This window comes from Meiothermus sp., assembly GCF_025056915.1.
Classification (GTDB): Bacteria; Deinococcota; Deinococci; order Deinococcales; family Thermaceae; genus Meiothermus.
This window is the reverse complement of the sequence record NZ_JANWVH010000016.1, coordinates 12,301-34,536: the sequence shown is the minus strand read 5'-3', so window position 1 is coordinate 34,536 and position 22,236 is coordinate 12,301. Positions and strand designations below refer to the sequence as shown.

27 protein-coding genes are annotated in these 22,236 nt (G+C 62.4%); 21 read left to right on the top strand and 6 right to left on the bottom strand.

The features are described from left to right. Genes paaC through paaA form a run of 3 tightly spaced genes read right to left on the bottom strand, consistent with a single transcriptional unit; the run spans nucleotide 1 to nucleotide 2,323 of the window. Nucleotides 1-759 (bottom strand): 1,2-phenylacetyl-CoA epoxidase subunit PaaC, encoded by a 759-nt coding sequence (paaC, locus tag NZN28_RS04500; protein ID WP_295395576.1) that lies wholly within the window; start codon nucleotides 757-759, stop codon nucleotides 1-3. Next, the gene (locus tag NZN28_RS04495; protein ID WP_295395575.1) at nucleotides 749-1,318 is read right to left on the bottom strand and encodes a phenylacetic acid degradation protein; all 570 of its coding nucleotides are present in this window, start codon (nucleotides 1,316-1,318) and stop codon (nucleotides 749-751) included. The genes paaC and NZN28_RS04495 overlap by 11 nt, the downstream gene beginning before the upstream one ends. Before the next feature lie 33 nt (nucleotides 1,319-1,351). Next, nucleotides 1,352-2,323, bottom strand: coding sequence for a 1,2-phenylacetyl-CoA epoxidase subunit PaaA (gene paaA / locus NZN28_RS04490; RefSeq protein ID WP_295395574.1), 972 nt, complete (start codon nucleotides 2,321-2,323; stop codon nucleotides 1,352-1,354). 103 nt (nucleotides 2,324-2,426) lie between these two features. Between paaA and NZN28_RS04485 the strand changes: the two genes are divergently transcribed. The 6 genes from NZN28_RS04485 to NZN28_RS04460 all read left to right on the top strand — a co-directional run bounded on the left by NZN28_RS04485 (nucleotide 2,427) and on the right by NZN28_RS04460 (nucleotide 7,063). Next, nucleotides 2,427-2,594, top strand: coding sequence for a hypothetical protein (locus NZN28_RS04485; RefSeq protein WP_295395573.1), 168 nt, complete (start codon nucleotides 2,427-2,429; stop codon nucleotides 2,592-2,594). Between the two features lie 18 nt (nucleotides 2,595-2,612). Further along, nucleotides 2,613-2,951, top strand: a complete 339-nt coding sequence (locus tag NZN28_RS04480) for a Uma2 family endonuclease (RefSeq protein WP_295395572.1) — start codon at nucleotides 2,613-2,615, stop codon at nucleotides 2,949-2,951. A gap of 362 nt (nucleotides 2,952-3,313) precedes the next feature. Beyond that, complete coding sequence (locus tag NZN28_RS04475; RefSeq protein ID WP_295395571.1) at nucleotides 3,314-3,838, top strand: DUF402 domain-containing protein; 525 nt, start codon at nucleotides 3,314-3,316, stop codon at nucleotides 3,836-3,838. A 51-nt stretch (nucleotides 3,839-3,889) separates the two neighbouring features. Next, nucleotides 3,890-5,041 (top strand): pyridoxal phosphate-dependent aminotransferase, encoded by a 1,152-nt coding sequence (locus tag NZN28_RS04470; RefSeq protein WP_295395570.1) that lies wholly within the window; start codon nucleotides 3,890-3,892, stop codon nucleotides 5,039-5,041. A gap of 629 nt (nucleotides 5,042-5,670) precedes the next feature. Beyond that, entirely contained in the window at nucleotides 5,671-5,904 is a 234-nt protein-coding gene (locus NZN28_RS04465; protein ID WP_295395569.1) for a hypothetical protein, read from the top strand. Between the two features lie 112 nt (nucleotides 5,905-6,016). Next, on the top strand, nucleotides 6,017-7,063 hold the full coding sequence (locus NZN28_RS04460) for a hypothetical protein (protein ID WP_295395568.1): 1,047 nt from the start codon (nucleotides 6,017-6,019) through the stop codon (nucleotides 7,061-7,063). 272 nt (nucleotides 7,064-7,335) lie between these two features. Here NZN28_RS04460 and NZN28_RS04455 read toward each other — a convergent pair whose 3' ends face one another. Further along, the gene (locus tag NZN28_RS04455) at nucleotides 7,336-8,337 is read right to left on the bottom strand and encodes an ATP-binding protein (protein ID WP_295395567.1); all 1,002 of its coding nucleotides are present in this window, start codon (nucleotides 8,335-8,337) and stop codon (nucleotides 7,336-7,338) included. A gap of 101 nt (nucleotides 8,338-8,438) precedes the next feature. Between NZN28_RS04455 and NZN28_RS04450 the strand changes: the two genes are divergently transcribed. Then, nucleotides 8,439-9,212: a tRNA (adenine-N1)-methyltransferase gene (locus tag NZN28_RS04450; RefSeq protein ID WP_295395566.1), complete on the top strand. Its 774-nt coding sequence runs from the start codon at nucleotides 8,439-8,441 to the stop codon at nucleotides 9,210-9,212. Nucleotides 9,213-9,490: 278 nt separating this feature from the next. On the opposite strand, the gene NZN28_RS04445 is transcribed toward NZN28_RS04450, so the two are convergent. Beyond that, nucleotides 9,491-10,414 carry a LysR family transcriptional regulator gene (locus NZN28_RS04445; protein ID WP_295395565.1) on the bottom strand — a complete coding sequence of 308 codons (924 nt, stop codon included), beginning with the start codon at nucleotides 10,412-10,414 and terminating at the stop codon, nucleotides 9,491-9,493. A 121-nt stretch (nucleotides 10,415-10,535) separates the two neighbouring features. Here NZN28_RS04445 and NZN28_RS04440 point away from each other — a divergent pair, with 121 nt between their 5' ends. From NZN28_RS04440 to NZN28_RS04405, 8 genes are all read left to right on the top strand, one after another. After that, nucleotides 10,536-11,813, top strand: coding sequence for an FAD/NAD(P)-binding oxidoreductase (locus tag NZN28_RS04440; protein ID WP_295395564.1), 1,278 nt, complete (start codon nucleotides 10,536-10,538; stop codon nucleotides 11,811-11,813). A 65-nt stretch (nucleotides 11,814-11,878) separates the two neighbouring features. Further along, entirely contained in the window at nucleotides 11,879-13,321 is a 1,443-nt protein-coding gene (locus NZN28_RS04435; protein ID WP_295395591.1) for an MBL fold metallo-hydrolase, read from the top strand. A gap of 63 nt (nucleotides 13,322-13,384) precedes the next feature. Continuing rightward, nucleotides 13,385-13,693 (top strand): rhodanese-like domain-containing protein, encoded by a 309-nt coding sequence (locus tag NZN28_RS04430; RefSeq protein WP_295395563.1) that lies wholly within the window; start codon nucleotides 13,385-13,387, stop codon nucleotides 13,691-13,693. A 28-nt stretch (nucleotides 13,694-13,721) separates the two neighbouring features. Beyond that, on the top strand, nucleotides 13,722-14,384 hold the full coding sequence (locus NZN28_RS04425) for a rhodanese-like domain-containing protein (RefSeq protein ID WP_295395562.1): 663 nt from the start codon (nucleotides 13,722-13,724) through the stop codon (nucleotides 14,382-14,384). Continuing rightward, nucleotides 14,381-14,722, top strand: coding sequence for a rhodanese-like domain-containing protein (locus NZN28_RS04420; protein ID WP_295395561.1), 342 nt, complete (start codon nucleotides 14,381-14,383; stop codon nucleotides 14,720-14,722). The genes NZN28_RS04425 and NZN28_RS04420 overlap by 4 nt, the downstream gene beginning before the upstream one ends. Beyond that, entirely contained in the window at nucleotides 14,722-15,066 is a 345-nt protein-coding gene (locus NZN28_RS04415; protein WP_295395560.1) for a rhodanese-like domain-containing protein, read from the top strand. Before NZN28_RS04420 ends, NZN28_RS04415 begins: the two co-directional genes overlap by 1 nt. Further along, the gene (locus tag NZN28_RS04410) at nucleotides 15,057-15,821 is read left to right on the top strand and encodes a sulfite exporter TauE/SafE family protein (protein WP_295395559.1); all 765 of its coding nucleotides are present in this window, start codon (nucleotides 15,057-15,059) and stop codon (nucleotides 15,819-15,821) included. Before NZN28_RS04415 ends, NZN28_RS04410 begins: the two co-directional genes overlap by 10 nt. A 172-nt stretch (nucleotides 15,822-15,993) precedes the next feature. Continuing rightward, a complete protein-coding gene (locus NZN28_RS04405; RefSeq protein ID WP_295395558.1) occupies nucleotides 15,994-16,446 on the top strand; it encodes a CZB domain-containing protein in 453 nt (150 codons plus the stop codon). 507 nt (nucleotides 16,447-16,953) lie between these two features. Here the strand turns inward: NZN28_RS04405 and NZN28_RS04400 are convergent. Beyond that, a complete protein-coding gene (locus NZN28_RS04400) occupies nucleotides 16,954-17,433 on the bottom strand; it encodes a TlpA disulfide reductase family protein (RefSeq protein WP_295395557.1) in 480 nt (159 codons plus the stop codon). A gap of 426 nt (nucleotides 17,434-17,859) precedes the next feature. On the opposite strand from NZN28_RS04400, the gene NZN28_RS04395 reads away from it, so the two are divergent. From NZN28_RS04395 to soxB, 6 genes are read left to right on the top strand one after another with little or no spacing between them, the layout of a single operon-like run. Beyond that, nucleotides 17,860-18,288, top strand: coding sequence for a thioredoxin fold domain-containing protein (locus NZN28_RS04395; protein WP_295395589.1), 429 nt, complete (start codon nucleotides 17,860-17,862; stop codon nucleotides 18,286-18,288). After that, nucleotides 18,281-18,742 carry a thiosulfate oxidation carrier protein SoxY gene (soxY, locus tag NZN28_RS04390; RefSeq protein ID WP_295395556.1) on the top strand — a complete coding sequence of 154 codons (462 nt, stop codon included), beginning with the start codon at nucleotides 18,281-18,283 and terminating at the stop codon, nucleotides 18,740-18,742. The genes NZN28_RS04395 and soxY overlap by 8 nt, the downstream gene beginning before the upstream one ends. A gap of 11 nt (nucleotides 18,743-18,753) precedes the next feature. Then, nucleotides 18,754-19,080, top strand: a complete 327-nt coding sequence (soxZ, locus tag NZN28_RS04385) for a thiosulfate oxidation carrier complex protein SoxZ (RefSeq protein WP_295395555.1) — start codon at nucleotides 18,754-18,756, stop codon at nucleotides 19,078-19,080. A 9-nt stretch (nucleotides 19,081-19,089) separates the two neighbouring features. After that, nucleotides 19,090-19,881, top strand: a complete 792-nt coding sequence (gene soxA / locus NZN28_RS04380; protein WP_295395554.1) for a sulfur oxidation c-type cytochrome SoxA — start codon at nucleotides 19,090-19,092, stop codon at nucleotides 19,879-19,881. Nucleotides 19,882-19,890: 9 nt separating this feature from the next. Then, a complete protein-coding gene (gene soxX, locus NZN28_RS04375) occupies nucleotides 19,891-20,469 on the top strand; it encodes a sulfur oxidation c-type cytochrome SoxX (protein ID WP_295395553.1) in 579 nt (192 codons plus the stop codon). A 57-nt stretch (nucleotides 20,470-20,526) separates the two neighbouring features. Then, nucleotides 20,527-22,233 (top strand): thiosulfohydrolase SoxB, encoded by a 1,707-nt coding sequence (soxB, locus tag NZN28_RS04370; RefSeq protein ID WP_295395552.1) that lies wholly within the window; start codon nucleotides 20,527-20,529, stop codon nucleotides 22,231-22,233. The last annotated feature ends 3 nt before the right edge of the window (nucleotides 22,234-22,236 follow it).

The window sequence follows — 22,236 nt, the reverse complement described above, 5'->3', positions numbered from 1 at the left end:
TCACCAGACCTTGGCCTCGGCGTCCCAGCGGGCGGTGGACTGCATCTCGGCCAGGATGCTCCACAGGTGCTCGGTGTGGCCGGCGCGGGAGGTGGGCTGGTAGCCGGGGTTGATGGGCAGTTTGAGGCCGGAGTTTTGCAGGTGGCGGGTGGCAAGCTCGAGCCACCGCGCCTTGATGGGCGCGAGGTCGGGCACGATGCCCTCGGCCACCAGAAGCTCCTCGCCAGGGATGGGCACAAAAAGCTGCTGGGCGTAGCCCCACTGCATATCCAGGGCCTGCTGCAAGCGCCGGTTGGACTCCTCGGTGCCCAGGCCCAGCCGCTCCACCCAGGCGTAGGTGTGCTGGAGGTGGAAGCGCTCCTCGCGCATGATTTTTTGAACCGCTTCGGCCAGCGGTTGGTAGGTGCTGTGCTGGGCGGCCTCGAGCCACAGGGTCTCGTAGAGGTCAAAGAGAAACTGCCGCAGCATGGTGAAGGCCCAGTCCCCCTTGGGCAGCTCGACCAGCTCGCAGTTGCGGTACTCGTAGGCGTCGCGGAAAAAGGCCAGCCGGTCGGGGTCGGAGCCGTCCAGCGCCTGGCGCAGGCCATACCAGAGGGTAGCGTGGCCCAGCTCATCCTGCACGATGTTGGCCAGGGCAATGTCCTCTTCCAGAATGGGGCCGTGGCCCGTCCACTCGCTGTTGCGGTGGGCCAGGATCACCTCGTCGTCGGCCAGCGCGGTGAGTTTGGCAATCAGGGCTTCGCGTACTTCAGGCCTCATCTTCCACCCCCCGCCCCACCTTGTGCTTGCTCACGTGAGCACCAATGGTGGCGTAGTATTGCTGCTGCTTGTAGGTTTTGTCTTTGGCCGGGGCAAACCAGCTCTCAATGGTTTGTGGGCTGGGGTCGCTTTTGAAAACCCGGGCCGCCGGCACCAGCCACCAGGCCAGGGCTTCGGCATCGGTAAAGGTGGCCTGGGCTTTGCGCAGGGCTTCCTCAGGGGTGGTGGCCTCCACCTCGCCCACATAGTCCACAAAGGTCATGGAGCGCTTGTGGCTGGTTTTGCGGAAGGCCAGGTACTTCGCCGGGTGCTGAAGGCCCCGCGCCTCATGGCTTTCGGCTTTCAGCTGGCCCTCGGCGATTTCCTCTTTGGTCCAGGAGAATATGTCATCTGCCCGCGCCACCCACATGCTCACTGCCTGGGGCCGGCGGGCAAAGATGTTGCGGGCTGTGAGCAAGGCGTGTTGGGGGTCGGCGGCGTGTACCGAGCCCACCGCCTGGTGGGGTTTGCTCGGGGTGTCTTGCTTGAAGACTTCCCAGCGGGGCCATTGGGTGTCCATACTGCTCCTCCAGAGTATCGGCCAGGTTGCTGGCTACACGGCCACCGCAGTTTTCTGCTGTTTGGCGGCGTAGGCTTCCAGCGCCTCGCGCACCCAGGCCCCTTCGGCGTGGGCGCGGCGGCGGGCTTCCAGGCGTTCTTTGTTCATGGGGCCGTTGCCCCCCACCACCTGCCAGAACTCATCCCAGTTGATGGGGCCATGCAGCCAGTTGCCCGTTTGCTCGTCGTAGCGCAGGTCGGGGTCGGGCAGCGTAAGGCCCGCCTCCAGGATTTCCGGAGCGTGTTCGTTGATGAACTCCTGGCGCACCTGGTCGTTGGTTTTGGTTTTGATGCCCCAGCGGACCAGCACCTCGGTGTTGGGGCTGTCTTTGTCGTGGGGGCCCATCATCATCAGGGCCGGCCACCACCAGCGGTTGATGGCGTCCTGGGCCATCTGTCGCTGCTTGGGGGTGCCCTTGGCGTAGAGCAGCACCATCTCCTTGCCCTGCTTGTGGTGGAAGGTCTCCTCGGCGCAGATGCGCACCATGGCCCGGCTGTAGGGGCCGTAGGAGCAGGCTGCCAGCATGGTCTGGTTCTTGATGGCGGCCCCATCCACCAGCCAGCCGATGGTGCCGATGTCGGCCCAGGTCAGGGTGGGGTAGTTGAAGATGGAGGAGTACTTGGCCTTGCCCGAGAGCAGGGCGTCCAGCATGGCCTCACGGCTCACGCCCAGGGTCTCGGCGGCGTGGTAGAGGTACTGGCCGTGTCCGGCCTCGTCCTGCACCTTGGCCACCAGGATCATCTTGCGCTTGAGGGTGGGGGCGCGGGTAATCCAGGCCCCCTCCGGGAGCATGCCCACCACCTCGGAGTGGGCGTGCTGGGAGATCATCCGGATGAGCTGGCGGCGGTACTCCTCGGGCATCCAGTCGCCGGGCTCAATTTTCTCGCCGCGCTTGATGCGGGCCTCGAACTCGGCCAGGCGCTCGGTGTAGTCGGGATCGCTGGGTACTCCGTACTTGACTGGCATCTCTCCTCCCAAAACCAAACTAACGCTCGTTAGTTTTTTGTTAGTTTAGCTCGAGTCAATCAAAATTTCAAAGTGGCCGGGCCAGGCTTGCTATACTCAGGCCATGGTGAAGCACCGTTTCACCGTCGAGGACTACCACAAAGCCTATGCCGCGGGGGCTTTGGGGCAGGGGCGGGTGGAGCTGATCAATGGTGAGGTCTACATGGTGTCCCCGATGGGCCACAAACACCGCCGCTACATGGGTGCCCTGAACTACGAGATTGTCACCTAGCTGAAGGATAAGACCTACATGTTCTGCCAGGTTCCAATCCAGCTCGACGACAGGTCGGAGCCTGAGCCAGACTTTATCCTCACAGTGCCCCCTGCATCGCGCTACGACGACCGCCCACCCGGCCCCGCCGACATCCTGCTGGTCATTGAGGTGAGCGACTCCACGCTAGTCTTCGACCGCACCGTGAAGCTTCCCCTGTACATTCGATCGGGCATTCCCGAAATCTGGATTGTGAATCTGCTGGAAGAAAAGCTAGAAGTCTACCGTGCCCCGGACTACCAACCCGTCTACTTCGAGAAGGGTACGGCGGTTGCACCGCTGGCCTTTGGGGAGGATAGGCTCGAGTGGTGGGTATGAACTCGAGCCCGTAGCTCCAAATATCTGTGCTTACTGGTCTGGCAACGAAATCTTTGCACCTCTGTCCAGACACCTGTTCTGTCCAGGACAAAGCTTTCTTACTAGTCGAAGGGCTCTAAATATGTGAAGAGCGCTCTAAACCAGCAAAACCCGTGCCCTGCCGCAGGGGTGGCCTGGAAACCCGCAACCCAAGCACCTGTGAACCGGGCCCGGCGCAGGCTCGAGTGCGTAACATGTGTCTGAGCCCAGGCGCCTCTTCGTTTTCATGGGCGAGCACATCGGTCAAGGGCGCGATGCAAGGACCAGACCCCCTGGATGCATGCTGGTTTTTGAGGAAAGATCAGGCTTGGAGAGGGTCGGTTATGGAGCATTACCGGGTAGGCCAGACAGTGCGCGTGGAATTCTGGAAGTATCCCGCCGAGGCGCTGCACTACTGGTGGGAGGCCCAGGTCTGCGAGCTGCGCGAGGAGGGGGTGCTGGTCTATATGCCACAGGGGTTTGCCTTTCACCACGTCAGCAAGAACCGGGTGCTGCGGGTAGATCACCAGGCCTATGTGGCTTTTTTTGTGGGGCGCTGGTACTCCGGGGGGCCCGACCTGGACGCCGAGGGAAGGGTGCTGGAATACTACTGGAACATCCAGACCCCCCCGCGCTTTGAGCCGGGCCGCATCTGGCAGTACGACCTCGAGATCGACCTCAAGTGCCGGGCCGACCACCACTGCCAGACCTTCGACCTCGAGGAGTTTGCCGCCAAGGCGCCGCTGTATCCTGCCGAGTGGGTGGAACAAGCGACCCGTGCGGTTGAGCAGGTGCGGCGCCACATGCGAAGGCAACAGTGGCCGGTGCGACCGAAGGGGCCGGGGAAGCCCTGGCTCGAGCGGGTGTAGCGGGGCTGTGGCACTTGACCCTCGCCCGCCAACCCTGGACAATCTACTGGTATGCGTGGCCTGTCCAAGCGTGTCAAAACCATGAAGCCCTCCTCCACGGTGGCAGTTAATGCCAAAGCCCTCGAGCTGCGTCGTCAGGGGGTAGACCTGATTGCCATGACCGCTGGCGAGCCCGATTTCGATACCCCCCAGTTCGTCAAGGATGCAGCGGCCCGGGCCATGGCTGCGGGCAAAACCAAATACGCCCCGCCGGCAGGCATCCCCGAGCTGCGCGAGGCCATCAGCACCAAGTTCAAGCGCGAAAACGGCCTCGAGATTCCCCCCGACCAGACTGTGGTCACGGTTGGGGGCAAGCAGGCCCTCTTCAACCTGTTTCAGGCCATCCTCGACCCGGGCGACGAGGTGATTGTGATTGGGCCGTACTGGGTCAGCTATCCCGAGATGGCCCGCTTTGCCGAGGGGGTGCCGGTGGAGGTCAACACCGGCCCCGAGTCGGGCTTCATCCCCGACCCTGCCGAGGTCGAACACAAAATTAGCCCCCGTACCAAGGCCATAGTGCTCAACTCGCCCGGCAACCCCACCGGGGCGGTCTACCCCAAAGAGGTTTTGGTGGCCATCGCCGAGCTGGCCAACAAGCACGACCTTTATATCGTGTCCGACGAAATTTACGAGCACCTCATCTACGAGGGCGAACACTTCTCGCCGGCCCACGTGGCCCCCGACCGCACCATCACCGTCAACGGCGCGGCCAAAGCCTACGCCATGACCGGCTGGCGCATCGGCTACGCCGGCGGCCCCAAAGACGTTATCAAGGGCATTATTGACGTTTCCAGCCAGTCCACCACCAGCCCCGACACCATCGCCCAGTGGGCCATGGTCGAAGCCCTGAACAACGTGCAGGAGGCACAAAAGTTCATCGGCATGGCCCGCGAAGCCTATCGGGCCCGGAGAAACATCATTGTGGATGGGCTGAACGCCCTGGGCCTGCCCACCCCCCGGGTCAATGGGGCTTTTTACGTGCTCTCCGATGTGTCTAAAATAGACCCCGACGAGAACCAGGCCGCCCTCAAGCTGCTCAATGAAGCCCGGGTCGCGGTGGTGCCCGGCACCGACTTTGCCGCCCCCCACCACGTGCGCTTCAGCTACGCCACCAGCGAGGCCAACATCCGCCAGGCCCTCGAGCGCATTGCCTCCATCCTCTAAATCCCCCTTTTTGCTCGAACACTTTGCCAAGGGTAGGAAGGGTGAAGTGGGAAGCAGGGGTTTGGGGGTAGGTTTTGAGGGTTCAGGACGGATGACTGCGTCGCATACAAGCCCGTACAACCCCACCTGCACGGTGAGCGAATCAAGTCATAATCTGGACTCGCTCTGTCCCTCCCCTACCTTGTAGAGGAGGCCAGGTGGGGTGGCTGACCTGGCCCCTCATGCAATCATGTGAATTGAGGGCCTTGGCATAAACCCTGTCCAACCCGCCCTACGCGGCAGGGAGGGGGTTGAGGGCGATCACTCTTCTGTGAGCGTGTATGGGTATCGTTACGACTGTGCACTGATGCAACCCCCAAAGTTGCTTGTACGGCTGGGCATAAAACCCCCTGGCCCTGCGTATTCTCCCCTTCGTTGTCGAGGGGAGCAATCGCTTGCAGGGGAAATCCATGTTGTTTGGAACCAGGATGGTCTTGATGGGGCATGGGCGGGCCAGGGGATGAGACCGGAACGTAACGCTTTTGTAACGCCGTCCCTGTTACGCTGGTTTGACGGTGCTCACCATGGGTGCCGAAAAGCCTTCCCAGGTTCTTTGCGCGCGAGAGAACCCGAGGAGAAATGGAGGGTGTATGACCGAGGAGACCTTGCAAGCGCTCATCGAGAAACACACCCCTCACCTGATGACCCTGCCCAACGTGGTCGGGGTGGGCCGGGGGGAAGAGCAGGGCCGTGCGGTGGTGGTGGTGCTGGTCCGTCAAAAGCTACCGCTGGCAGCCTTGCAGCCGCACGAGCGGGTGCCCAGGAACCTCGAGGGGGTGCCGGTGCGCGTGCGGGAAGTGGGATCGGTGCAGGCGCAGGAGTAAGGTTTTCCTTCGGTCGGTGCAGTGTCGAGGCCACTCGGTTCAAAGCCACTTCAAACATTCTTCATTACGTCGGCATTCGCAGAGGACTATTTCTGATTTGCAGGGGGACAGTATGCCTATTAACGAAACCAAGGCCCTGCTTTCGGCCAGCGCCCAGGCCGAAGCAGAAAAGGCCAAGCAAGCAGTGCAGGACAGCTTTTTAGCGCCGGAGGCCATGCGCCTGAATGTGCGGGGCCTGGGTGTGGGGGTCAAGTGGAAGAACGGCGAGCCCACCGGCGAGCCGGCCCTGGTGGTCCTGGTCAGCCAGAAACTGGAGCGCAGCCAGCTCAACCGGGCCGACCTGATTCCGGCCAAGCTGGGGGATATGCAGACCGATGTCCTGGCCATTGGCGAGGTTTTCGCCGGCAATGCCGAGGAACCGGGGGTACAGACCCTCACCCGGCGCATCCGGCCCGCTGAGGGCGGCTACAGCGTGGGGCATTTCAGAATCACCGCCGGTACGATGGCTACTGCCGTCTACGACCTTTTGCCGGGTGCGACCGTCAGCCCTCCGGCGCACGGGCTGGGCATCCCACCGCGTTATTACATCCTTAGCAACAACCACGTGCTGGCTAACTCCAATGACGCCAGCCTGGGCGACCCCATCCTCCAGCCGGGGGTGTTTGATGGAGGCACCCTGCCCGCCGACCTGATCGCCAGGCTCAGCCGCTTTGTGCCCATCACCTTCGAGCCTCCGGTGCCCCGGGCTCAGCACCGCAACCTGGTGGATGCGGCCATTGCGGAGGGCCAGTTCCACGACCTCGATCGGGAGATTTACTGGAACGGCTACGTGCAGGGCTGGCAGCCCCGTTCCAAAACCCAGGTGGGGCAGCGGGTCAAGAAAACCGGGCGCACCACCAATATGACCACCGGGCGCATTACCGTTTTGGGGGCGACCATTGATGTGAACTTCGGGGGTGGACGGGTGGCCCGCTTCATTGACCAGATTGTCACCACCAACCTTTCGGCCCCCGGTGACTCCGGTTCGCTGGTGCTGAGTGAGCGGGGCAATCTGGCCCTGGGACTCTTGTTTGCCGGTTCCTCTGTCGCCACCATCGTCAATCACTTCGAGCACGTGCGCTCGTTGCTGCGGATTGAAGTAGCCGAGGGCATCGGTTGAGCTTTTGCCCCAGCCCCTCTCCCATCGGGAGGGGGGCTTTTATCGCGCTCTTCACAGACGTGGCCGCCCACGAAAACGAGAAGGGACAGAGAGACGTGCCTCACCTCGGTGAGGCACGCTTGTCTGCGTTGCGTCTGGGCCGAGACGCATGTTTTCGAGTTTCCAGGCGGCCACTGTTCTGTTCAGAACCAGGCATTCTCCAACTCGAATGGCTATAAGTATGCGAAGCGCGCTCTAGCGAGGGCAGCACATACCCTTCAAGGCTTCCATGTTTATCTGATGCCACTCATAACCAAAATACGCAACCGGCATCCCTGGCCCGGCGTGGCCAAGTTTTCCAGCCGCCCCCCGTGCACCTCGGCCACCCGCCGGGCCACATAAAGCCCGAGCCCCGCACTGCCTGCCCGCACCCCCCGCAGGCGCTGGCTGCGGAAAGGTTGGGAGAGGGTTTCCAGGCTATCAGGCAGGCCGGGCCCATCGTCTTCGACCTCGAGCCAGCCATCCCCCGCCCTGAGCACCACCCGGCTTCTAGCGTGGCGCAGGGCATTCTCGGTCAGGTTGGCCACGGCCCGCTCCAGCAAGAGCCGCTCGGCGCGGGCCTGCCCGGCCCCTTCTATCTCCAGGTGCAGGCCCCGCTTTTGGGCTTGTTGGGCGTAGCGCAGGCGAAAGTCCTCCAGAATCGAGCGCAGGTTGAGGTTTTCCGGCTGGATGCGCTGGGCCTCGAGGCGGCTGGCGGTGAGCAGGTTCTCCACCAGCAAATAACTACGGTTCAGCTCTTCTTGCAAGTTGCGCAGCATTTCCTTGCGCTTTTCCGGCCCGATTTTATCGGCTTCTTCCAGATATTCCAGCGCCCGCAGGCTGGCCAGCAGGGGGGTCTTGAGGTCGTGGGTCAGGGCTGCATAGGTGGCCTCGCGGGCTTCCAGCAACTCCCGCAAGTGATCCAACACCTCTTCAAAGCCCTCGCGCAGCTGCCTTATCTCGGCAGGGGGCCGCTGTTGGGGCGAGGGTAGCGAAAACTCGGCCAAGGTGCGGCCCGCCCCACGCAGGTAGTACAGGCTGCGGGTCAGCTCATCCACCGGACGCAGGAGGGCACTGGCCAGAACATAGCCCACCCCGGCTGCAATCAGGGCCAACACCAGCACCCAACCCAACAAAAAAAGCGCAGTTTCCAGGGGTTGCCCAGGGGCCGAGACCCAGAAGGTAATCACAATGACCAGATTAGGAATAAAGGCCAACAGACCAATAACCCAGGCCAGCTGGTGCTTCAGCGCCATGAACCAAGTTTACCGAATACAAAATATGCCCTTCGCTGCAAAAATACTTCTCACGGTTCACGTTTTTGACAAACCTCCACCCCCTTACTAGGCTAGGCTTCATGACCTACGGCGACTGGGTGCTCTTGCAAGACCGGCGGGGTCGCACCTACCTGTTTCGCTTGCAGGAGGGGGGCCGGTTCAACTATCACCGGGGCTCCCTGGATCACGAGGCCATCGTGCAGGCGGGCCCCGGCGCCCGCATCGCCACCCCCCAGGGCGAACCGTTCACCATCCACCGCCCCACCCTTGAAGACTACGTGCTGCACATGCCCCGCGAGGCCACCCCCACCTACCCCAAGGATGCTGCCGCCCTCTGTTTTCTGCTCGACCTGGCCCCTGGCATGTGGGTGCTGGAGGCCGGGTCGGGCTCCGGGGGCCTGACCCTATACCTGGCGCGGGCGGTCGGGCCTACGGGCCAGGTGTGGAGCTTTGAAGCCCGCCCCAGGCACCAGGCCCGGGCCCGGCGCAACCTGAGTGAGTTTGAAGACTGGGGCAATGTGACCTGGCTCGAGGCCGACCTGGCCCAGGCCCCGCTACCCCCTGCCGCCTTCGACGGGGTGGCGCTCGACCTGATGGAGCCCTGGACAGTGCTGTCCAGCGTGACGCCGGCCCTCAAGCCCGACCGCTTTCTGGCCTGCTACCTGCCCAACCTGACCCAGGTGGTCACCCTGCTGGAGTACCTTCAGGCCCACCGCCTGCCCTATCGGGTGGAGCGCACCCTGGAAGTGCTGCACCGCGAGTGGGACGTGCGCCCCCCCATTGCCCACCCCAGGTTTCAGCAGGTGGGGCATACGGCGTTTTTGGTGCAACTGAGGCGGATTGGAGGAGGCTGATACCAACTTCAGGCGCACAAGCAACCTTCATGTGAGAGTAGGTGGCAGGGGCCGGTAATGGTTAGCAGTTCACCGGCCCCTGCGAGCCACTCTAAAACCCTGCAAGGTACCTCAAGGTTTTGGCGGTTTGCGACGAATTATCGCGCTCTTCACAGACGTGGCCGTCCATCCAGGCGGCCACTGTTCTGTCTTAGACAAAGCTTTCTTATAGTCGAATGGCTCTAAATATGTGAAGAGTGCTCTAATGTGAAGCTGATCTGGGTGGCCTTGTTTATAACCTACCGGCCTTGGCTAGCTGAGGTGGGCTCACCCAGGTAGCGCCACAACAGGCCCAGCATCTCGCGGGTGGCCGCGTCCAGCGAGGCCTCGGGGTAGGCCACCCAGTGCACGCCCAGCGAGAAGCCGCTGTCCTCGACCAGGAGCACCCGCAAAAGCCCCGCCCTGACTTCGGGCTCCACGAACGAGCGGCTGGATAAGCCCACCCCCAGCCCGGCAGCAACGGCGGCCTTGACCCCGTACAGGCTGCCGCACTCGAGCACCCGCTCAGGCACGATGCCGTGGCGCTCCAAAAACTGCTCCAGCCGCAGGCGCAGCCGCGAGTTGCGCTGGGGTACCAGCAGCGTGGCGCCCTCGAGCTGCCCCAGCGCCACCCCGCCCATCCCGGCCCAGGGATGGGTGGGGGCCACAATCAGCACCATCTCGTCGCTGGTCAAGCGGCGGGCGCTGAGGGGCTCCGGCAAGGCATCGGTGCCGCCCAGCACCAATGCCGCGTCCAGATCGCGCTGGTAAACCTGTTCGATGAGTTCCAGGGTCGTGCCGTTGGCCAGGTGCAGCTCACAGCGACCCTCTTCCAAAGCTGCCCAGCGCAGCAGGCTGGCCTGATAGCGGGGAATCAGGCTCCAGGCCAGGCCCACCTCGAGCTGCGGAATGCGCTTGTGCCGCCGCTCCTCGATAAACCGGGTGGCGTGGGCCAGGCTGCGGTTCACCGCGCAGGCGTAGGGCAGCAGGGCCTTGCCGGCCTCGGTGAGGGTGATGCCCTGGGGGGTGCGCTCGTAGAGGGGCTGGCGCACGGCCTCCTCGAGGGCCTTCAGGGTCTTGCTCACCGCAGGCTGGCTCAGGTGCAGCACCTCGGCAGCGCGGCTCAGACTCCTGAGCTCGGCCACCACGCAAAAGACCACCAGGTACCTAGGGTTCAGGCGCATAGCTGATAGGGACCATCATACCCCGATGTGATGAAAAATATAACCAAAAGCTATTTGCTCTAACCAAAAGTTATACCTACCCTGGTCTGGCGATGCCAAGTTCCAAGGGAGGTTGGTTTTCATGATTGTAAGGGAGGAGAAAGCCCTGGGGGTACGGGGCCAGTTCAAGGAACGGCTCCACCACAAAATTCTGATCGTGGGCGGGGGTACCGCGGGCCTGACCGTGGCCGCACAGCTCAGCCATAAGGGGGTGGAGGATGTAGCGGTGCTCGAGCCCTCCGAAAAGCACTACTACCAGGCGGTCTGGACCCTGGTCGGCGCGGGTGCTTACCACCCCGAAGCCTCGGTACGCCCGCAGGAGAAGCTGATTCCCCGGGGTGTGCGCTGGATTCAGGACTACGCCCAGGAAATAGACCCCGAACGACAGGTGGTTCGCACCCTGAATGGCCGCGAGATCGGCTACGACTTCCTGGTGGTGGCCGCGGGCATCCAGCTCGACTGGCACAGAATTGAGGGGCTGGAGGAAACCCTGGGAAAAAACGGCGTCAGCAGCAACTACCGCTTCGACCTAGCACCCAAAACCTGGGCCTTCATTCAGCAGCTCAAGGGCGGGGTGGCCCTCTTTACCGCCCCCAGCACGCCCATCAAGTGCGGCGGGGCCCCACAAAAAATCATGTATCTGACCGCCGACTACACCCGTCGCAAGGGCATAGCCAAAGACACCCAGATTGTCTTCGGCTCGGCGGGAACCACCATCTTTGGGGTGCCCGAGGTCAAGGCTGTACTGGACAGGGTGGTGGAGCGCTACGGTATCCAAACCCAGTTTCACCACGAGCTGGTGGCGGTAGACGGCGAAAAGCGAGAGGCCACCTTCGAGTTCACCCCAAATCACCCCGAGGTCAAGGCCAACCCCGGCGCGCAAAGGCCCAGGGTAACCCTCCCCTTCGACTTTTTGCACGTGGTTCCCCCGCAAAGCGCCCCGGACTTCCTCAAACAAAGCCCCCTGGCCGACCCCAGCACGCCTCTGGGCTGGGTGCAGGTGGACAAGCACACCCTGCAGCACGTGCGTTTTCCCAACGTGTTCAGCCTGGGCGACGCCAGCAGCCTGCCCACCTCCAAGACCGGTGCGGCCATCCGCAAGCAGGCCCCGGTGTTGGTAGCGAACCTGCTCTCGGTCATGAAGGGTCAGGCGCCTCAGAAGCAGTACCACGGCTACACCTCCTGCCCGCTGGTGACGGCCTACGGTAAGATGTTTTTAGCCGAGTTCCTCTACGACAACGTCTGGCACCCTACCGTGCCCCTCATCAACACCCAGAAGGAGCGCTACGATATGTGGCTCTTGAAAAAGCATGGGCTGCCTTTCCTGTACTGGAACCTGATGCTGAAGGGGCGGGCTTAATATCCAGGGGGGGTATTTGACAAAATACCCCCTGGGGATATATGCTGCCCTCTGGAGGTTTGCAGATGCTCTTCAAGCAGATTTACGAAGAAGGCTTGGCCCAGGGCAGTTACTTCATCGGCTGCCAGTCCGCCGGCGCCGCCATTGTGGTTGACCCCCGGCGCGATATCCAGGTCTACCTCGACGAGGCTCAGAAAAACGGCATGAAAATTGTGGCCATCACCGAGACCCACATCCACGCCGACTACCTCTCGGGGGCCCGCGAGCTGGCCCGGGCCACCGGGGCCAAACTGTACCTGAGCGACGAGGGCGACGAGAACTGGAAATACAAGGGCCTCGAGGGCTTCGACTACCAGCTCGTGCGGGACGGCGACCAGATCAAGCTGGGCAACATCACCCTCACCGTGCTGCACACCCCCGGCCACACCCCCGAGCACATCAGCTTCCTGGTGCAAGACGGCGCCGCCGCCAGCGAGCCGGGCTTCATCCTGACCGGCGACTTTGTGTTCGTGGGCGACATTGGCCGCCCCGACCTCCTGGAAGAGGCAGCGGGCATTATGGGCACCGCCGAGCCCGGCGCGCGGCGCATGTTCAAGAGCCTCAAGGAAAAGTTCCTCACCCTGCCCGACTACGTGCAGGTCTGGCCCGGCCACGGGGCCGGAAGCGCTTGCGGCAAGGGCCTGGGGGCGGTGGCCAGCACCACCGTGGGCTACGAGCGGCGCTTCGCCTGGTGGGCCGACTACCTGCGCAACAATGACGAGGAAGGCTTCGTCAAGGCCCTGCTCTCCGGCCAGCCCGAGGCCCCCTACTACTTTGCCCAGATGAAGCGCATGAACCGCGACGGGATGCCCATCCTGGGCGACCTCAGGGAGCCGCACCTCTTCACGCCGGAGCAGTTCCAGCAAAAGCTGGCCGAGGGGGTCTTGCTGGTAGATACCCGCGACAAGCTGGCCTTTGCCGGGGGGCACCTCGAGGGGGCCATCAACATCCCGGCAGGCAAGAGCTTCTCGACCTGGGCCGGCTGGCTGCTGCCCTACGACCGTGACTTCATCCTGCTGGCCAGCCCCGAGCGGGTGCCCGAGCTGGTCAAGCAGCTCATCCGTATTGGGCTGGATCGGGTGGTGGGCTATATCCCCAGCCTGGACGGCTATGTGCGGGGGGAGCTAAAGACCGTGCCGCAGATCACCGCTGCCGAGGCCAAGGCCCGCTGGGAAAAGGGCGAGGTGGCCATCCTGGACGTGCGCGGGGCCGACGAGTACCTGGCCGGCCACATCCCCGGCGCTCTCAATATCCATGCCGGACGGGTGATGAACCACCTGAACCGCATTCCCAAGGACAAACCGGTGGTGGTGCACTGCCTGGGCGGCGACCGCTCCTCCACGGCCATCAGCGCCCTGCTTTCGGCAGGCTTTACCAACCTGATCAACCTTACCGGGGGCATCCGGGCCTGGCAGCAGGAAGGCTTTCCAGTGGAGAAAGGCCCGGCCCGCGAGCTGGTGGGGGCCTGAACCCTGAACCACGCCCAAGGCCCCTGGCCTCGCCAGGGGCTCCCCCACGAAACCTGAACGCCTATGAACCTGAACGTCAAAACCGCCTACCTGACCCTAGAGCGCTACCAAGTGGTGGATATCCGCGAGCCCGAGGAGTGGGCCGAGGGCGTCTTGCCGGGGGCTTTGCGCCTGCCCTTGTCTAAGCTGGCCAGCCTGGCCCCGCTGTACCTCGAGCGCGAACAACCCGTTTTGCTCTACTGCCGTAGCGGCAACCGCTCACAGGAAGGGCTCAAAACCCTGCAAAGCCTGGGCCACCCCAAGGTCTGGCAGCTCGAGGGCGGCCTCAAAGCCTGGTGTGAGGCCGGTATCCCCTGTGCCAGCCCGGTGTAAAAGCGGCCCATTTTTTAGGGAGGAACCCATGCTAACCGTACCGTACAAAGACATCAGCCCCCAGGAAGCCCGCAAGCTGCAAGCGGAGAACGTCCTCTTCGTGGATGTGCGTGAACCCGAGGAGTATGCCCAGGTGCGCATCGAGGGAGCCAAGCCCATCCCGCTCTCGGAGTTTGCCGGACGCTTCGGAGAGATTCCGAAGGACAAGCCTGTGGTGCTCTACTGCCGCAGCGGCAACCGCAGCGCCCAGGCGGCGGGCTGGCTCTCGGCCAAGGGGTACAGCAACCTGCTGAACCTGGACGGGGGCATTATGGCCTGGTACCAGATGGGCCTGCCCCTGGACACCCAGCCCCTCGGGGCCACCTACCACGACACCGCCTTCACCGAGCTGACCCCCCACGAAGCCCAGCAATGGATTCAGGAGGGGGCCTACGTGGTGGATGTGCGCGAACCCTACGAGTACGCCATGGGCCACGTGCCGGGGGCGGTGAACATCCCGCTGGGCCGCTTCGTGGCGGAGTCCAAAAACCTGCCCAAAGACCGCAAGCTGGTGCTGGTCTGCGCCTCGGGCAACCGCTCCTCGCAGGCCTCGGAGTTCCTGGTAGGCCAGGGCTTCGAGGGCGCCAAGGTGGGGAACCTCGAGGGCGGCACCTACGGCTGGATGGCCGCGGGATTCGAGGTGGCGCGTTGATCGGATGGCTCAAAAGCCTGCTGGGGGGTGGGGCCAGGGTGGGGCAGCTCAGCCCCCTCGAGGCCTACGAAAAGGCCAAGGCCGGGGCCATCATCCTGGACGTGCGCACCCCGCTGGAGCGTCAGGAAGCCAAGATTCCCGGCTCACAGGCCCTGCCACTGGACCGGTTGGCGGAGGAGTGGGAAAAGCTGCCCAAAAACAAGGAAATCATCTGCCAGTGCCGAAGCGGCAGCCGCAGTGCCCAGGCCGCCCGCTTCCTGGCCGAAAAGGGCTACACCGTCTACAACCTGGCGGGGGGCCTTTTGGCCTGGCAGCGGCAGAAGCTCCCGGTGAAATAATGTTTGAGGTTTTTCCCAACGAGCTTTCCCTCTGGCAAAAAAAGGGCGCCCTGCTCCTGGATGTGCGCTCGGAGGCAGAGTACGCCAGCGGCCACATTCCGGGGGCCCGCAACATTCCGCTGGAACGGCTTTTGGAAGAGCTCGACACCCTGCAAAGTCCCATCATCACCCTCTGTGCCACCGGAAACCGGGCCGGTCTGGCCGCCGAGGTTCTCGAGTATGAGGGGTTCGAGGCCGGCAAGCTGGTCGGCGGGGTTCAGGGCTATGCGGCCTTAGGGTACAGGCTCGAGCGTTCAAAGAACCTCGAGCCCCCCTTCAGGCCCGAGGAGGCCCCATGTACCTAGCCTGGATTGGAGCTATTCTGATTGGCCTGGCCCTGGGGATGCTCGGGTCGGGGGGCTCCATCCTGACGGTGCCCATTCTGGTCTATCTGGTGGGCGAGCCCGACAAGCTGGCTATTGCCGAGTCGCTGGCCATCGTGGGTTTGATTGCCCTGGTGGGGGCCATACCCTATGCCCTCAAGGGCCTGATTGACTGGCGCAATGTGCTGTTCTTCGGCCTGCCGGGCATGGCGGGCACCTACCTGGGGGCCTATTTTTCCAAATGGGTGCCGGGGGTCTGGCAGCTGGGGCTGTTTGCGGTGGTGATGCTCCTGGCTGCTTATATGATGTTCCGCCCGCCCAAGCTCGAGGCCAAACCGCAAAAGCGCTCCTACTTCAAAATCATCCTCGATGGTCTGGTGGTGGGCATCCTGACCGGTCTGGTGGGGGTGGGCGGGGGCTTTTTGATTGTGCCGGCCCTGGTGCTTCTGGGGGGGCTCTCCATGCACCTGGCGGTGGGCACCAGCCTGCTGGTGGTGGCCATGAAGTCGGCCAGCGGCTTTTACAAATACCTTCACCTGCTGCCCGAACAGGGCTACAGCGTGCACTGGGACATCGTGCTGTTGTTTGCCGCGCTTGGCATCGTGGGCAGCCTGTTTGGCGGGCGCATGGCGGCGTCCATCCCCCAACTGACCCTGCGGCGCGGCTTTGCCGGGTTTCTGGTGTTGATGGGGGTCTTCATTCTGTGGCAGAACCTGCCCAGGGTTTTGCACGGGTAGCTCGAGCCCAAACCACCCGACCCGCCAGACGTTCCCCGTCTGTCTTTGGGGCAGCCATAGACCTCAAGCGGCTTGAACCAAATCTGCATACCCCCATTGATAACGCAATTAACGCGATAATGAAGGCGACATTCCACAACTTTTGCACAAGCCATTTTCTATCCTGTCCATTATGAATCTATTCGATTGGCTTCGCAGTTGGAGCCGCAAGCAACCGCCCGAAGCACCCAAGCTAGAGGAAGCCGAACAGCACTTTATGGGCCTCGATGTACAGGCCGTAATCAACGCCCACCTGGCCTGGCGTAAACGCCTCGAGGACTGCATACTGGACCGCTCCAATGAGGAGCTGGACATTGGCCTTGTGATGCAAGACAACCAGTGCGCTCTGGGTCAGTGGCTCTACGGAAAGGCTGCCCGCAGCACGCTTGCCCTGCACCCTGAGTTTGGCACCCTGCGCGAAACCCACCGGGTCTTCCATCTATATGCTGCACGTATCGTGCAAACCCTCCGGATGCGTGGTGTGGAGGCTGCCCAGGTCATGCTCGAGAGCGAGTTTGATCGTCTGTCCAAAGACATCGTCTACAACCTCGCCGCTTTGATGCATAAAGAGCGCACACTCCACTAGAGCGCTCCTCACATATGTAGAGCCATTCGACTTATACGAAAGCTTTTTCCTGGACAGAAGAGTGGCCGCCTATCTAGGCGGCCACATCTGTGAAGGGCGCGATAACGTCGGATTCGCAGGGTTCTATCGAACTCTTCACAGACAGGGCTGCCCTTCCAGGCGGCCCCTGTTGTGTTCAGGGATAAGCTTTCTCAAACTCGAAAGGCCCACAAGAAGAGCGCTTTGTTTTTCAAGGTACCCCCTGGCCTCAAAAAAAGTAATAACACCTACCAGGAACTCCTCGGTCGAGCTGGTTGGTGAACGTTGATTAGCAGCGCCATCAGATGTGGCAAAAGCCTGATCATCACATATCCTCAAAAAAGATGCGCCGTTCAGGCGCCGTGCTGGTGCTCTACAATCTGTCCGCGAATACCTTTTCAGCCCAACCCAGGGTATTTGGGCATGGGTCATAATCCGAAAAAATCTGAGCAAAAACCACTTGATGGCGGTCGTATCGGAGCGCCCAGGCTACTCATAGCCGGCCAGAGCAAGGTCGTCCTTCAGGGCATCTACCTCTACCTTGCCTGCATACAGGTTGACGATTTTTCCTTCACCATCGAGCACAAACGTCCAGGGCTGTCCCAATACCCTGAAGCGGTTGGCGACCGCAACCGGGTTATCGCCCCCTGGCAGGGCCAGCAAGGGCAGAAAGCCAGGGTAGCTCTTCATGTAGTCGCGTACAACCTGGTCGGTATCCCTGGGCTCCCGGCTGATCACCACAAAGGGTACCTTGTACTCCTGCGCCAGGCGATGCAGCTTGGGGAACTCGGCCTTGCAAACAGGGCACCAGCTGGCCCAGAAAGTAATCACTACCGGCTTTCCCTTGAAACTGCTCAGGGTGTAAACCTTGCCGGAAGCATCGCGCAGCCGAAAGTCTGGAGCCACCTGGCCCGGCGACGCCGCCAGGGCGACTGCGAACAGGATGAGGGTTGCAAACCAGTGGTTCATGCCACCTCCGCGTACTGTGGATACCTATAAAGGGTATGTTACTTTCATTAAAGAGCCATCGTCTCAAAAACACAAGAGGCGGCAGCACACAACCCTGCTGGGCAGTGCTAACCTTCAACCCAGCCAAACAGCCACCAGGACAGGCGAAAGCGCGGGGTCTTCGACCAGGCCGGATTTGGCTTTATCGCGACCGGTGCCCTGCGTTCCCAGCATCTTCTTTGGGTGACCCAACCCAAATCTAACCGCAGGTGATAGAGTTTATATCCAAAAGGAATAGCTAGAGGGAGAGTGGAAGCAAGCCGTTCGGCAACAAAAAAATGGCGTTTTTCGAGTTGAGAGGTCTGTTAGATGGGCGGTTGACTTGAATACCCCAGGGTAGTATAAAAATAGGAGCTAATACAAACTGAAGTAGATTTTATGGTTCGCATGTTCTTCCTAACTCTGGTCTCGAGCTTGATGACGGTCAACGCCCAGGGGGTGGATTTTGACCGGTGGTATCCCTATGCCCAGGCCAGCCAGTATGCCCAGTCGTATGGGCGCATCCTGATGGTCTATTTTTGGGGTGAGACCTGCCCATACTGCGACCAGATGAACACCCATGTCTTTTCCGATGCGGCGGTCTCGAGAGCCCTCGAGCGTCGCTTTGTGGTGGCCAGCGTGGACAGCCAGAGCCCCGAGGGCCGCGCCCTCAGTGCCCAGTTGCGAGCTTTTGGCACCCCCAGTATGGTTTTCTTCGTACCCCAGGGGGGTACGTGGAAAGAAGTGGGGCGGCTGTTTGGCAGCCGTACCCGAGCGCAGTTTCTGAAAGAGCTTCAGCAAATCTGTGCGAAAGCAGGAGGTGAAGGTTGTGGATAGAAGAAAGTTTTTGAAAGCCTCGGCAGGGGCCGTGGCCGGTGCGGTGCTGGCTTCCCAGCTCACCTCGGGGCTGGCTCAGGGGGCCCTCGAGGGCGAAGACCTGGCCAACCTGGAGAAGGGCTTGCAGCAGGTGCTGGGCAAGGGTTTCAAGGACATGACCGTCTCGCAGCAGGTTAAGCTGACCGCGCCCACCATCGCCGAGTCGGGCGCCAATGTGCCGGTCGAGATTGAGGCCAGCCTGCCCGCCGAGCAGGTCAAGGCCATTCACTGCTTCAGCGACAAAAACGCCAACCCGCTGCTCTTCACGGTGATTCTCAACGGGGTGCTGCCCTACTATGCCACCCGCGTGCGGGTTGCTGAAACCGCCCCCGTTCGGGCCATTGTCGAGACCAAAGACGGCAAGTTCCTGATGGCTTCGCAGTCGGTGCGCGTCACCGTGGGTGGCTGCGGTTAAGGAGGTGTGTCATGCCCATTAACATTCTGGTTCGTTTTACCCCGGCCAAACCCAAAGCCGGTGAGGAAGTGCGTGTGCAGATCGTCGCCCAGCACCCCATGGAGCCCGGCACCCGTCGGGATGCCAGCGGCAAGGTGATTCCCGCCGATCACATCACCGAGCTCAACGTCCTGATGGACAACCAGCTCATTGCCCAGGTCAAGCCTGGCCCCGGCACCAGCGCCAACCCGCTCTTCGCCTTCAAGATGAAGGCCAGCAAGGCGGGGCAGATCAAGGTGACCTGCAAGGATCTTACAGGCCAAACCGGCGAGAGAACCGCAGACCTCACCCTGGCCTAGGGGGTTCGGATGGGTCGCTTCTGGCGTTTGGTAGGGGCGGCAGTTCTGGCCCTCTTCAGCCTGTTGGCGCTGGCCCAGGAAGAGGAGGATCCGGTCAAAGAGGCAGAGAAGCAAAAGAAGCAGCTCTTAGAGCAAAGCGGGGGCGTTCTGCCCAGCGACCTTTTTGTGGCCCAGGGAGAGCAACTGTTCAAGACCAAGCGCGGCCCCAAGAACGCCTCCCTCGAGGCCTGCGACTTTGGCCGGGGGCCGGGGAAGCTGGAGGGGGTGGTCGGGCGGCTGCCCCGCTACTTCTTCGACACCCGCAAGGTAGAAGACCTCGACTCGCGCATCCGCACCTGCATGGTTCGGCTCCAGGGCTTCCAGCCCCAGGAAATCCGGCGCAGCGAGGTGGTGGCCATTGCCTTTTACCTGGCCTCGCTGTCCAACGAGCAGCCGGTCACGGTGCGCCCCCTGATGCCCCAGGAGAAAAAGCTCTATGAGCTGGGGGAGCAGCTTTTCTACCTGCGGGCTGGCCCGCGGGATATGGGTTGCGCGACCTGCCACGTGACCTATGTGGGCAAGCGGGCAGGGGTTCTCCCCTACTCCGACATCCTCAAAGATAAGCGTGCGGCCAGCCACTGGCCGGCCTTCCGCTACTCCAACGACCAGGCCTGGACCATGGCCGACCGCATCCGGGCTTGCTACGCCAACCTGGGCATGCCCGCCCCTGACCTCTACTCCGAACCCATCATCGCCCTGACGCTGTTCATGAACACCCAGGCTCGAGGGGCGCGGATGGACCTGCCCGGTTTCATTCGCTAGGGAGGTGTTGTGCGGCGACTCTATCTACCGACCTTGCTGCTCATGCTTTTGGGCCTGGCCAGTGGTCAAACCGGTCAATCCTACATCAACGCCGAGCTCCAGCGGCTGATCCAGGCCGGAGGCCAGAGCTACGCCAATACCCTGCTCCGCCAGGCCCCCGACCAGGCGCTTTGCTCCATTCACCGCAACAAGCTACCCGCCGAGGTGCTCGGCCCCTTCATCGAAGAGCAGCGCAAGAGCATCAAGTACCCCGCCGACGGCAAGCTGATGGGGGACTGGAAGCAGGGCGAACCCATCTTCAACACCCTGGCCCGCGGCAACTGCTTCTCCTGCCATGTGGGCTCCCCCCTCAACATTGGAGGAAACGTGGGACCCAGCCTGGAAAAGTACGGCCAGCGGGGCACCTCGGAAGCCATGCAGAAATACACCTACGAGGTGATCTACAACACCTGGGCCTACTTTCCCTGCACGGTGATGTACCGTTTCGGGCACGGCGGCCTGCTCAAGCCGGAGGAGATTGCCCACGTGGTGGCCTACCTGCTTGACCCCGCCTCGGACTTCAACACCAAGCCGGCTCTGAAGCGCTAAATCTTTGGAGTTCATCGCGTTCCCTGGCAGGCACCCGAGCCTGGGATTGGAGGTGTGATGACCCGACGTGAACTGGTACAACTTCTGCTGGCCCTGGGCATGACCTCCCCCAAGGCCTTTGCCCAGGCCATGGAACGGCCCGAGCGGCTGTACGACCTGCCGCCCTTCGGCAACGTGACCCTGCTCTTCAACACCGACCTGCACGCTCAGCTAAGGCCCCACTACTTCATGGAACCGCCCAACCTGCTGGCGGCCAGGGCCCTGGAGGGCAAGCCCGGCTACCTGACCGGCGAGGCTTTTCTGCGTTACTACGGCCTGCGGCGGGGTAGCCTCGAGGCCTACGCCTTCTCCTCGGTAGATTTTGCGGCCCTGGCCCAGCGGTTTGGGCCGATGGGGGGTGGGGCTTATATCGGCGCTCTTATCAAGCAGCAAAAAGCCCAGGCAGGCGAAAACCGCACCCTGGTGCTGGATGGCGGCGACACCTGGACCAACTCCGGCATCTCGCTGCGCACCAGGGGGCAGGTGGTGGTGGACTGGATGAACCGGGTGGGTTTCGACCACATGGTCTTCCACTGGGAGTACACCCTGGGCCGCGAACGCGTAGAGGAATTGGTCAAGCAGCTCAAAGCCCAGGTCATCAGCTTCAACATCGTGGACGACCTCTTTGGCGACCCCATCTACCCGCCCTATGCCATCCACCAGATTGGGGGCTACAGCCTGGGCATTATCGGCTCCACCTTCCCTTATGTAAAGGTTTCCCACCCGGAGGAGTTCTCCGAGGGGCTTTCCTTTGGGGTGCGGGAAAACGAGCTACAAAAATATGTGGACGAACTGAGGGGCAAGGGCGTGGACGCGGTGGTGATGCTCTCGCACAACGGCGTGCCGCTGGACCTGGCCCTGGCGGCCCGCATCCAGGGAATTGACCTGATTCTCACCGGCCACACCCACGACTTCACCCCGGCCCCCATTCGGGTGGGCAATACCTGGCTGGTGGCCGGAGGCTCGTCGGGCAAGGCCGTAGTGCGGGTGGACTTGCAGATGAAAAAAGGCGGCATTGCCGACCTGCGGGCCCGCACCCTGCCCGTAGCGACTAGCCTGATCAAGCCCGACCCGGCCCTGGAAGCTTTCATCCGCGAGGCCTACGCCCCGCACCTGGCGTATCTGGATCAGGTGCTCGGCACCGCCGAAACCCTGCTGTACAAGCGCGACTCCACCTACTCCACCCTCGACGAGCTGGCCTGCCGGGCAGTGCAGGCCGCCTACCCCGAGGTGGAAGTGGCCTTCAGCACCGGCACCCGCTGGGGTACGGCCATCCTGCCCGGCCAGCCCATCACCATGGACAAGGTGCTGGCCTATACCGGCTACACCTACCCCGAAGTGTATGTGTTCCGGCTCAAGGGCGACCGCTTGCAGGCGGTGCTCGAGGACGTGGCCGCCAACACCTTCAACCCCGACCCCTTCTACCAGCAGGGTGGGGATATGAGCCGGGTCTTCGGGCTCTCCTACGACCTGGCCGTCAACGCCCCCACCGGCCAGCGCATCCGCAATGTGGCCATCCGGGGCCGCCGCCTCGACCCCAACCGCGAGTACACCCTGGCCTCGTTTGGCGGGCGCTTGCAGCGCAGCGGCACTCTGGTGGAAAAATACACCCCCCGGCCCATCTACGACCTGATTGCCGAGTATCTGAAGCAGGTCAAGACCGTGAACATTCCCCCGCGCCCCAGCATGCGGGTACTGGATCAACGCTATGTGCTACCCGGATAGAAA

Excerpts from the sequence above, each read along its gene's own strand:
- paaC (WP_295395576.1), bottom strand. The coding sequence starts at position 759 with ATGAGGCCTGAAGTACGCGAAGCCCTGATTGCCAAACTCACCGCGCTG.
- NZN28_RS04495 (WP_295395575.1), bottom strand. The coding sequence starts at position 1,318 with ATGGACACCCAATGGCCCCGCTGGGAAGTCTTCAAGCAAGACACCCCG.
- paaA (WP_295395574.1), bottom strand. The coding sequence starts at position 2,323 with ATGCCAGTCAAGTACGGAGTACCCAGCGATCCCGACTACACCGAGCGC.
- NZN28_RS04485 (WP_295395573.1), top strand. The coding sequence starts at position 2,427 with ATGGTGAAGCACCGTTTCACCGTCGAGGACTACCACAAAGCCTATGCC.
- NZN28_RS04480 (WP_295395572.1), top strand. The coding sequence starts at position 2,613 with ATGTTCTGCCAGGTTCCAATCCAGCTCGACGACAGGTCGGAGCCTGAG.
- NZN28_RS04475 (WP_295395571.1), top strand. The coding sequence starts at position 3,314 with ATGGAGCATTACCGGGTAGGCCAGACAGTGCGCGTGGAATTCTGGAAG.
- NZN28_RS04470 (WP_295395570.1), top strand. The coding sequence starts at position 3,890 with ATGCGTGGCCTGTCCAAGCGTGTCAAAACCATGAAGCCCTCCTCCACG.
- NZN28_RS04465 (WP_295395569.1), top strand. The coding sequence starts at position 5,671 with ATGACCGAGGAGACCTTGCAAGCGCTCATCGAGAAACACACCCCTCAC.
- NZN28_RS04460 (WP_295395568.1), top strand. The coding sequence starts at position 6,017 with ATGCCTATTAACGAAACCAAGGCCCTGCTTTCGGCCAGCGCCCAGGCC.
- NZN28_RS04455 (WP_295395567.1), bottom strand. The coding sequence starts at position 8,337 with ATGGCGCTGAAGCACCAGCTGGCCTGGGTTATTGGTCTGTTGGCCTTT.
- NZN28_RS04450 (WP_295395566.1), top strand. The coding sequence starts at position 8,439 with ATGACCTACGGCGACTGGGTGCTCTTGCAAGACCGGCGGGGTCGCACC.
- NZN28_RS04445 (WP_295395565.1), bottom strand. The coding sequence starts at position 10,414 with ATGCGCCTGAACCCTAGGTACCTGGTGGTCTTTTGCGTGGTGGCCGAG.
- NZN28_RS04440 (WP_295395564.1), top strand. The coding sequence starts at position 10,536 with ATGATTGTAAGGGAGGAGAAAGCCCTGGGGGTACGGGGCCAGTTCAAG.
- NZN28_RS04435 (WP_295395591.1), top strand. The coding sequence starts at position 11,879 with ATGCTCTTCAAGCAGATTTACGAAGAAGGCTTGGCCCAGGGCAGTTAC.
- NZN28_RS04430 (WP_295395563.1), top strand. The coding sequence starts at position 13,385 with ATGAACCTGAACGTCAAAACCGCCTACCTGACCCTAGAGCGCTACCAA.
- NZN28_RS04425 (WP_295395562.1), top strand. The coding sequence starts at position 13,722 with ATGCTAACCGTACCGTACAAAGACATCAGCCCCCAGGAAGCCCGCAAG.
- NZN28_RS04415 (WP_295395560.1), top strand. The coding sequence starts at position 14,722 with ATGTTTGAGGTTTTTCCCAACGAGCTTTCCCTCTGGCAAAAAAAGGGC.
- NZN28_RS04410 (WP_295395559.1), top strand. The coding sequence starts at position 15,057 with ATGTACCTAGCCTGGATTGGAGCTATTCTGATTGGCCTGGCCCTGGGG.
- NZN28_RS04405 (WP_295395558.1), top strand. The coding sequence starts at position 15,994 with ATGAATCTATTCGATTGGCTTCGCAGTTGGAGCCGCAAGCAACCGCCC.
- NZN28_RS04400 (WP_295395557.1), bottom strand. The coding sequence starts at position 17,433 with ATGAACCACTGGTTTGCAACCCTCATCCTGTTCGCAGTCGCCCTGGCG.
- NZN28_RS04395 (WP_295395589.1), top strand. The coding sequence starts at position 17,860 with ATGTTCTTCCTAACTCTGGTCTCGAGCTTGATGACGGTCAACGCCCAG.
- soxZ (WP_295395555.1), top strand. The coding sequence starts at position 18,754 with ATGCCCATTAACATTCTGGTTCGTTTTACCCCGGCCAAACCCAAAGCC.
- soxA (WP_295395554.1), top strand. The coding sequence starts at position 19,090 with ATGGGTCGCTTCTGGCGTTTGGTAGGGGCGGCAGTTCTGGCCCTCTTC.
- soxB (WP_295395552.1), top strand. The coding sequence starts at position 20,527 with ATGACCCGACGTGAACTGGTACAACTTCTGCTGGCCCTGGGCATGACC.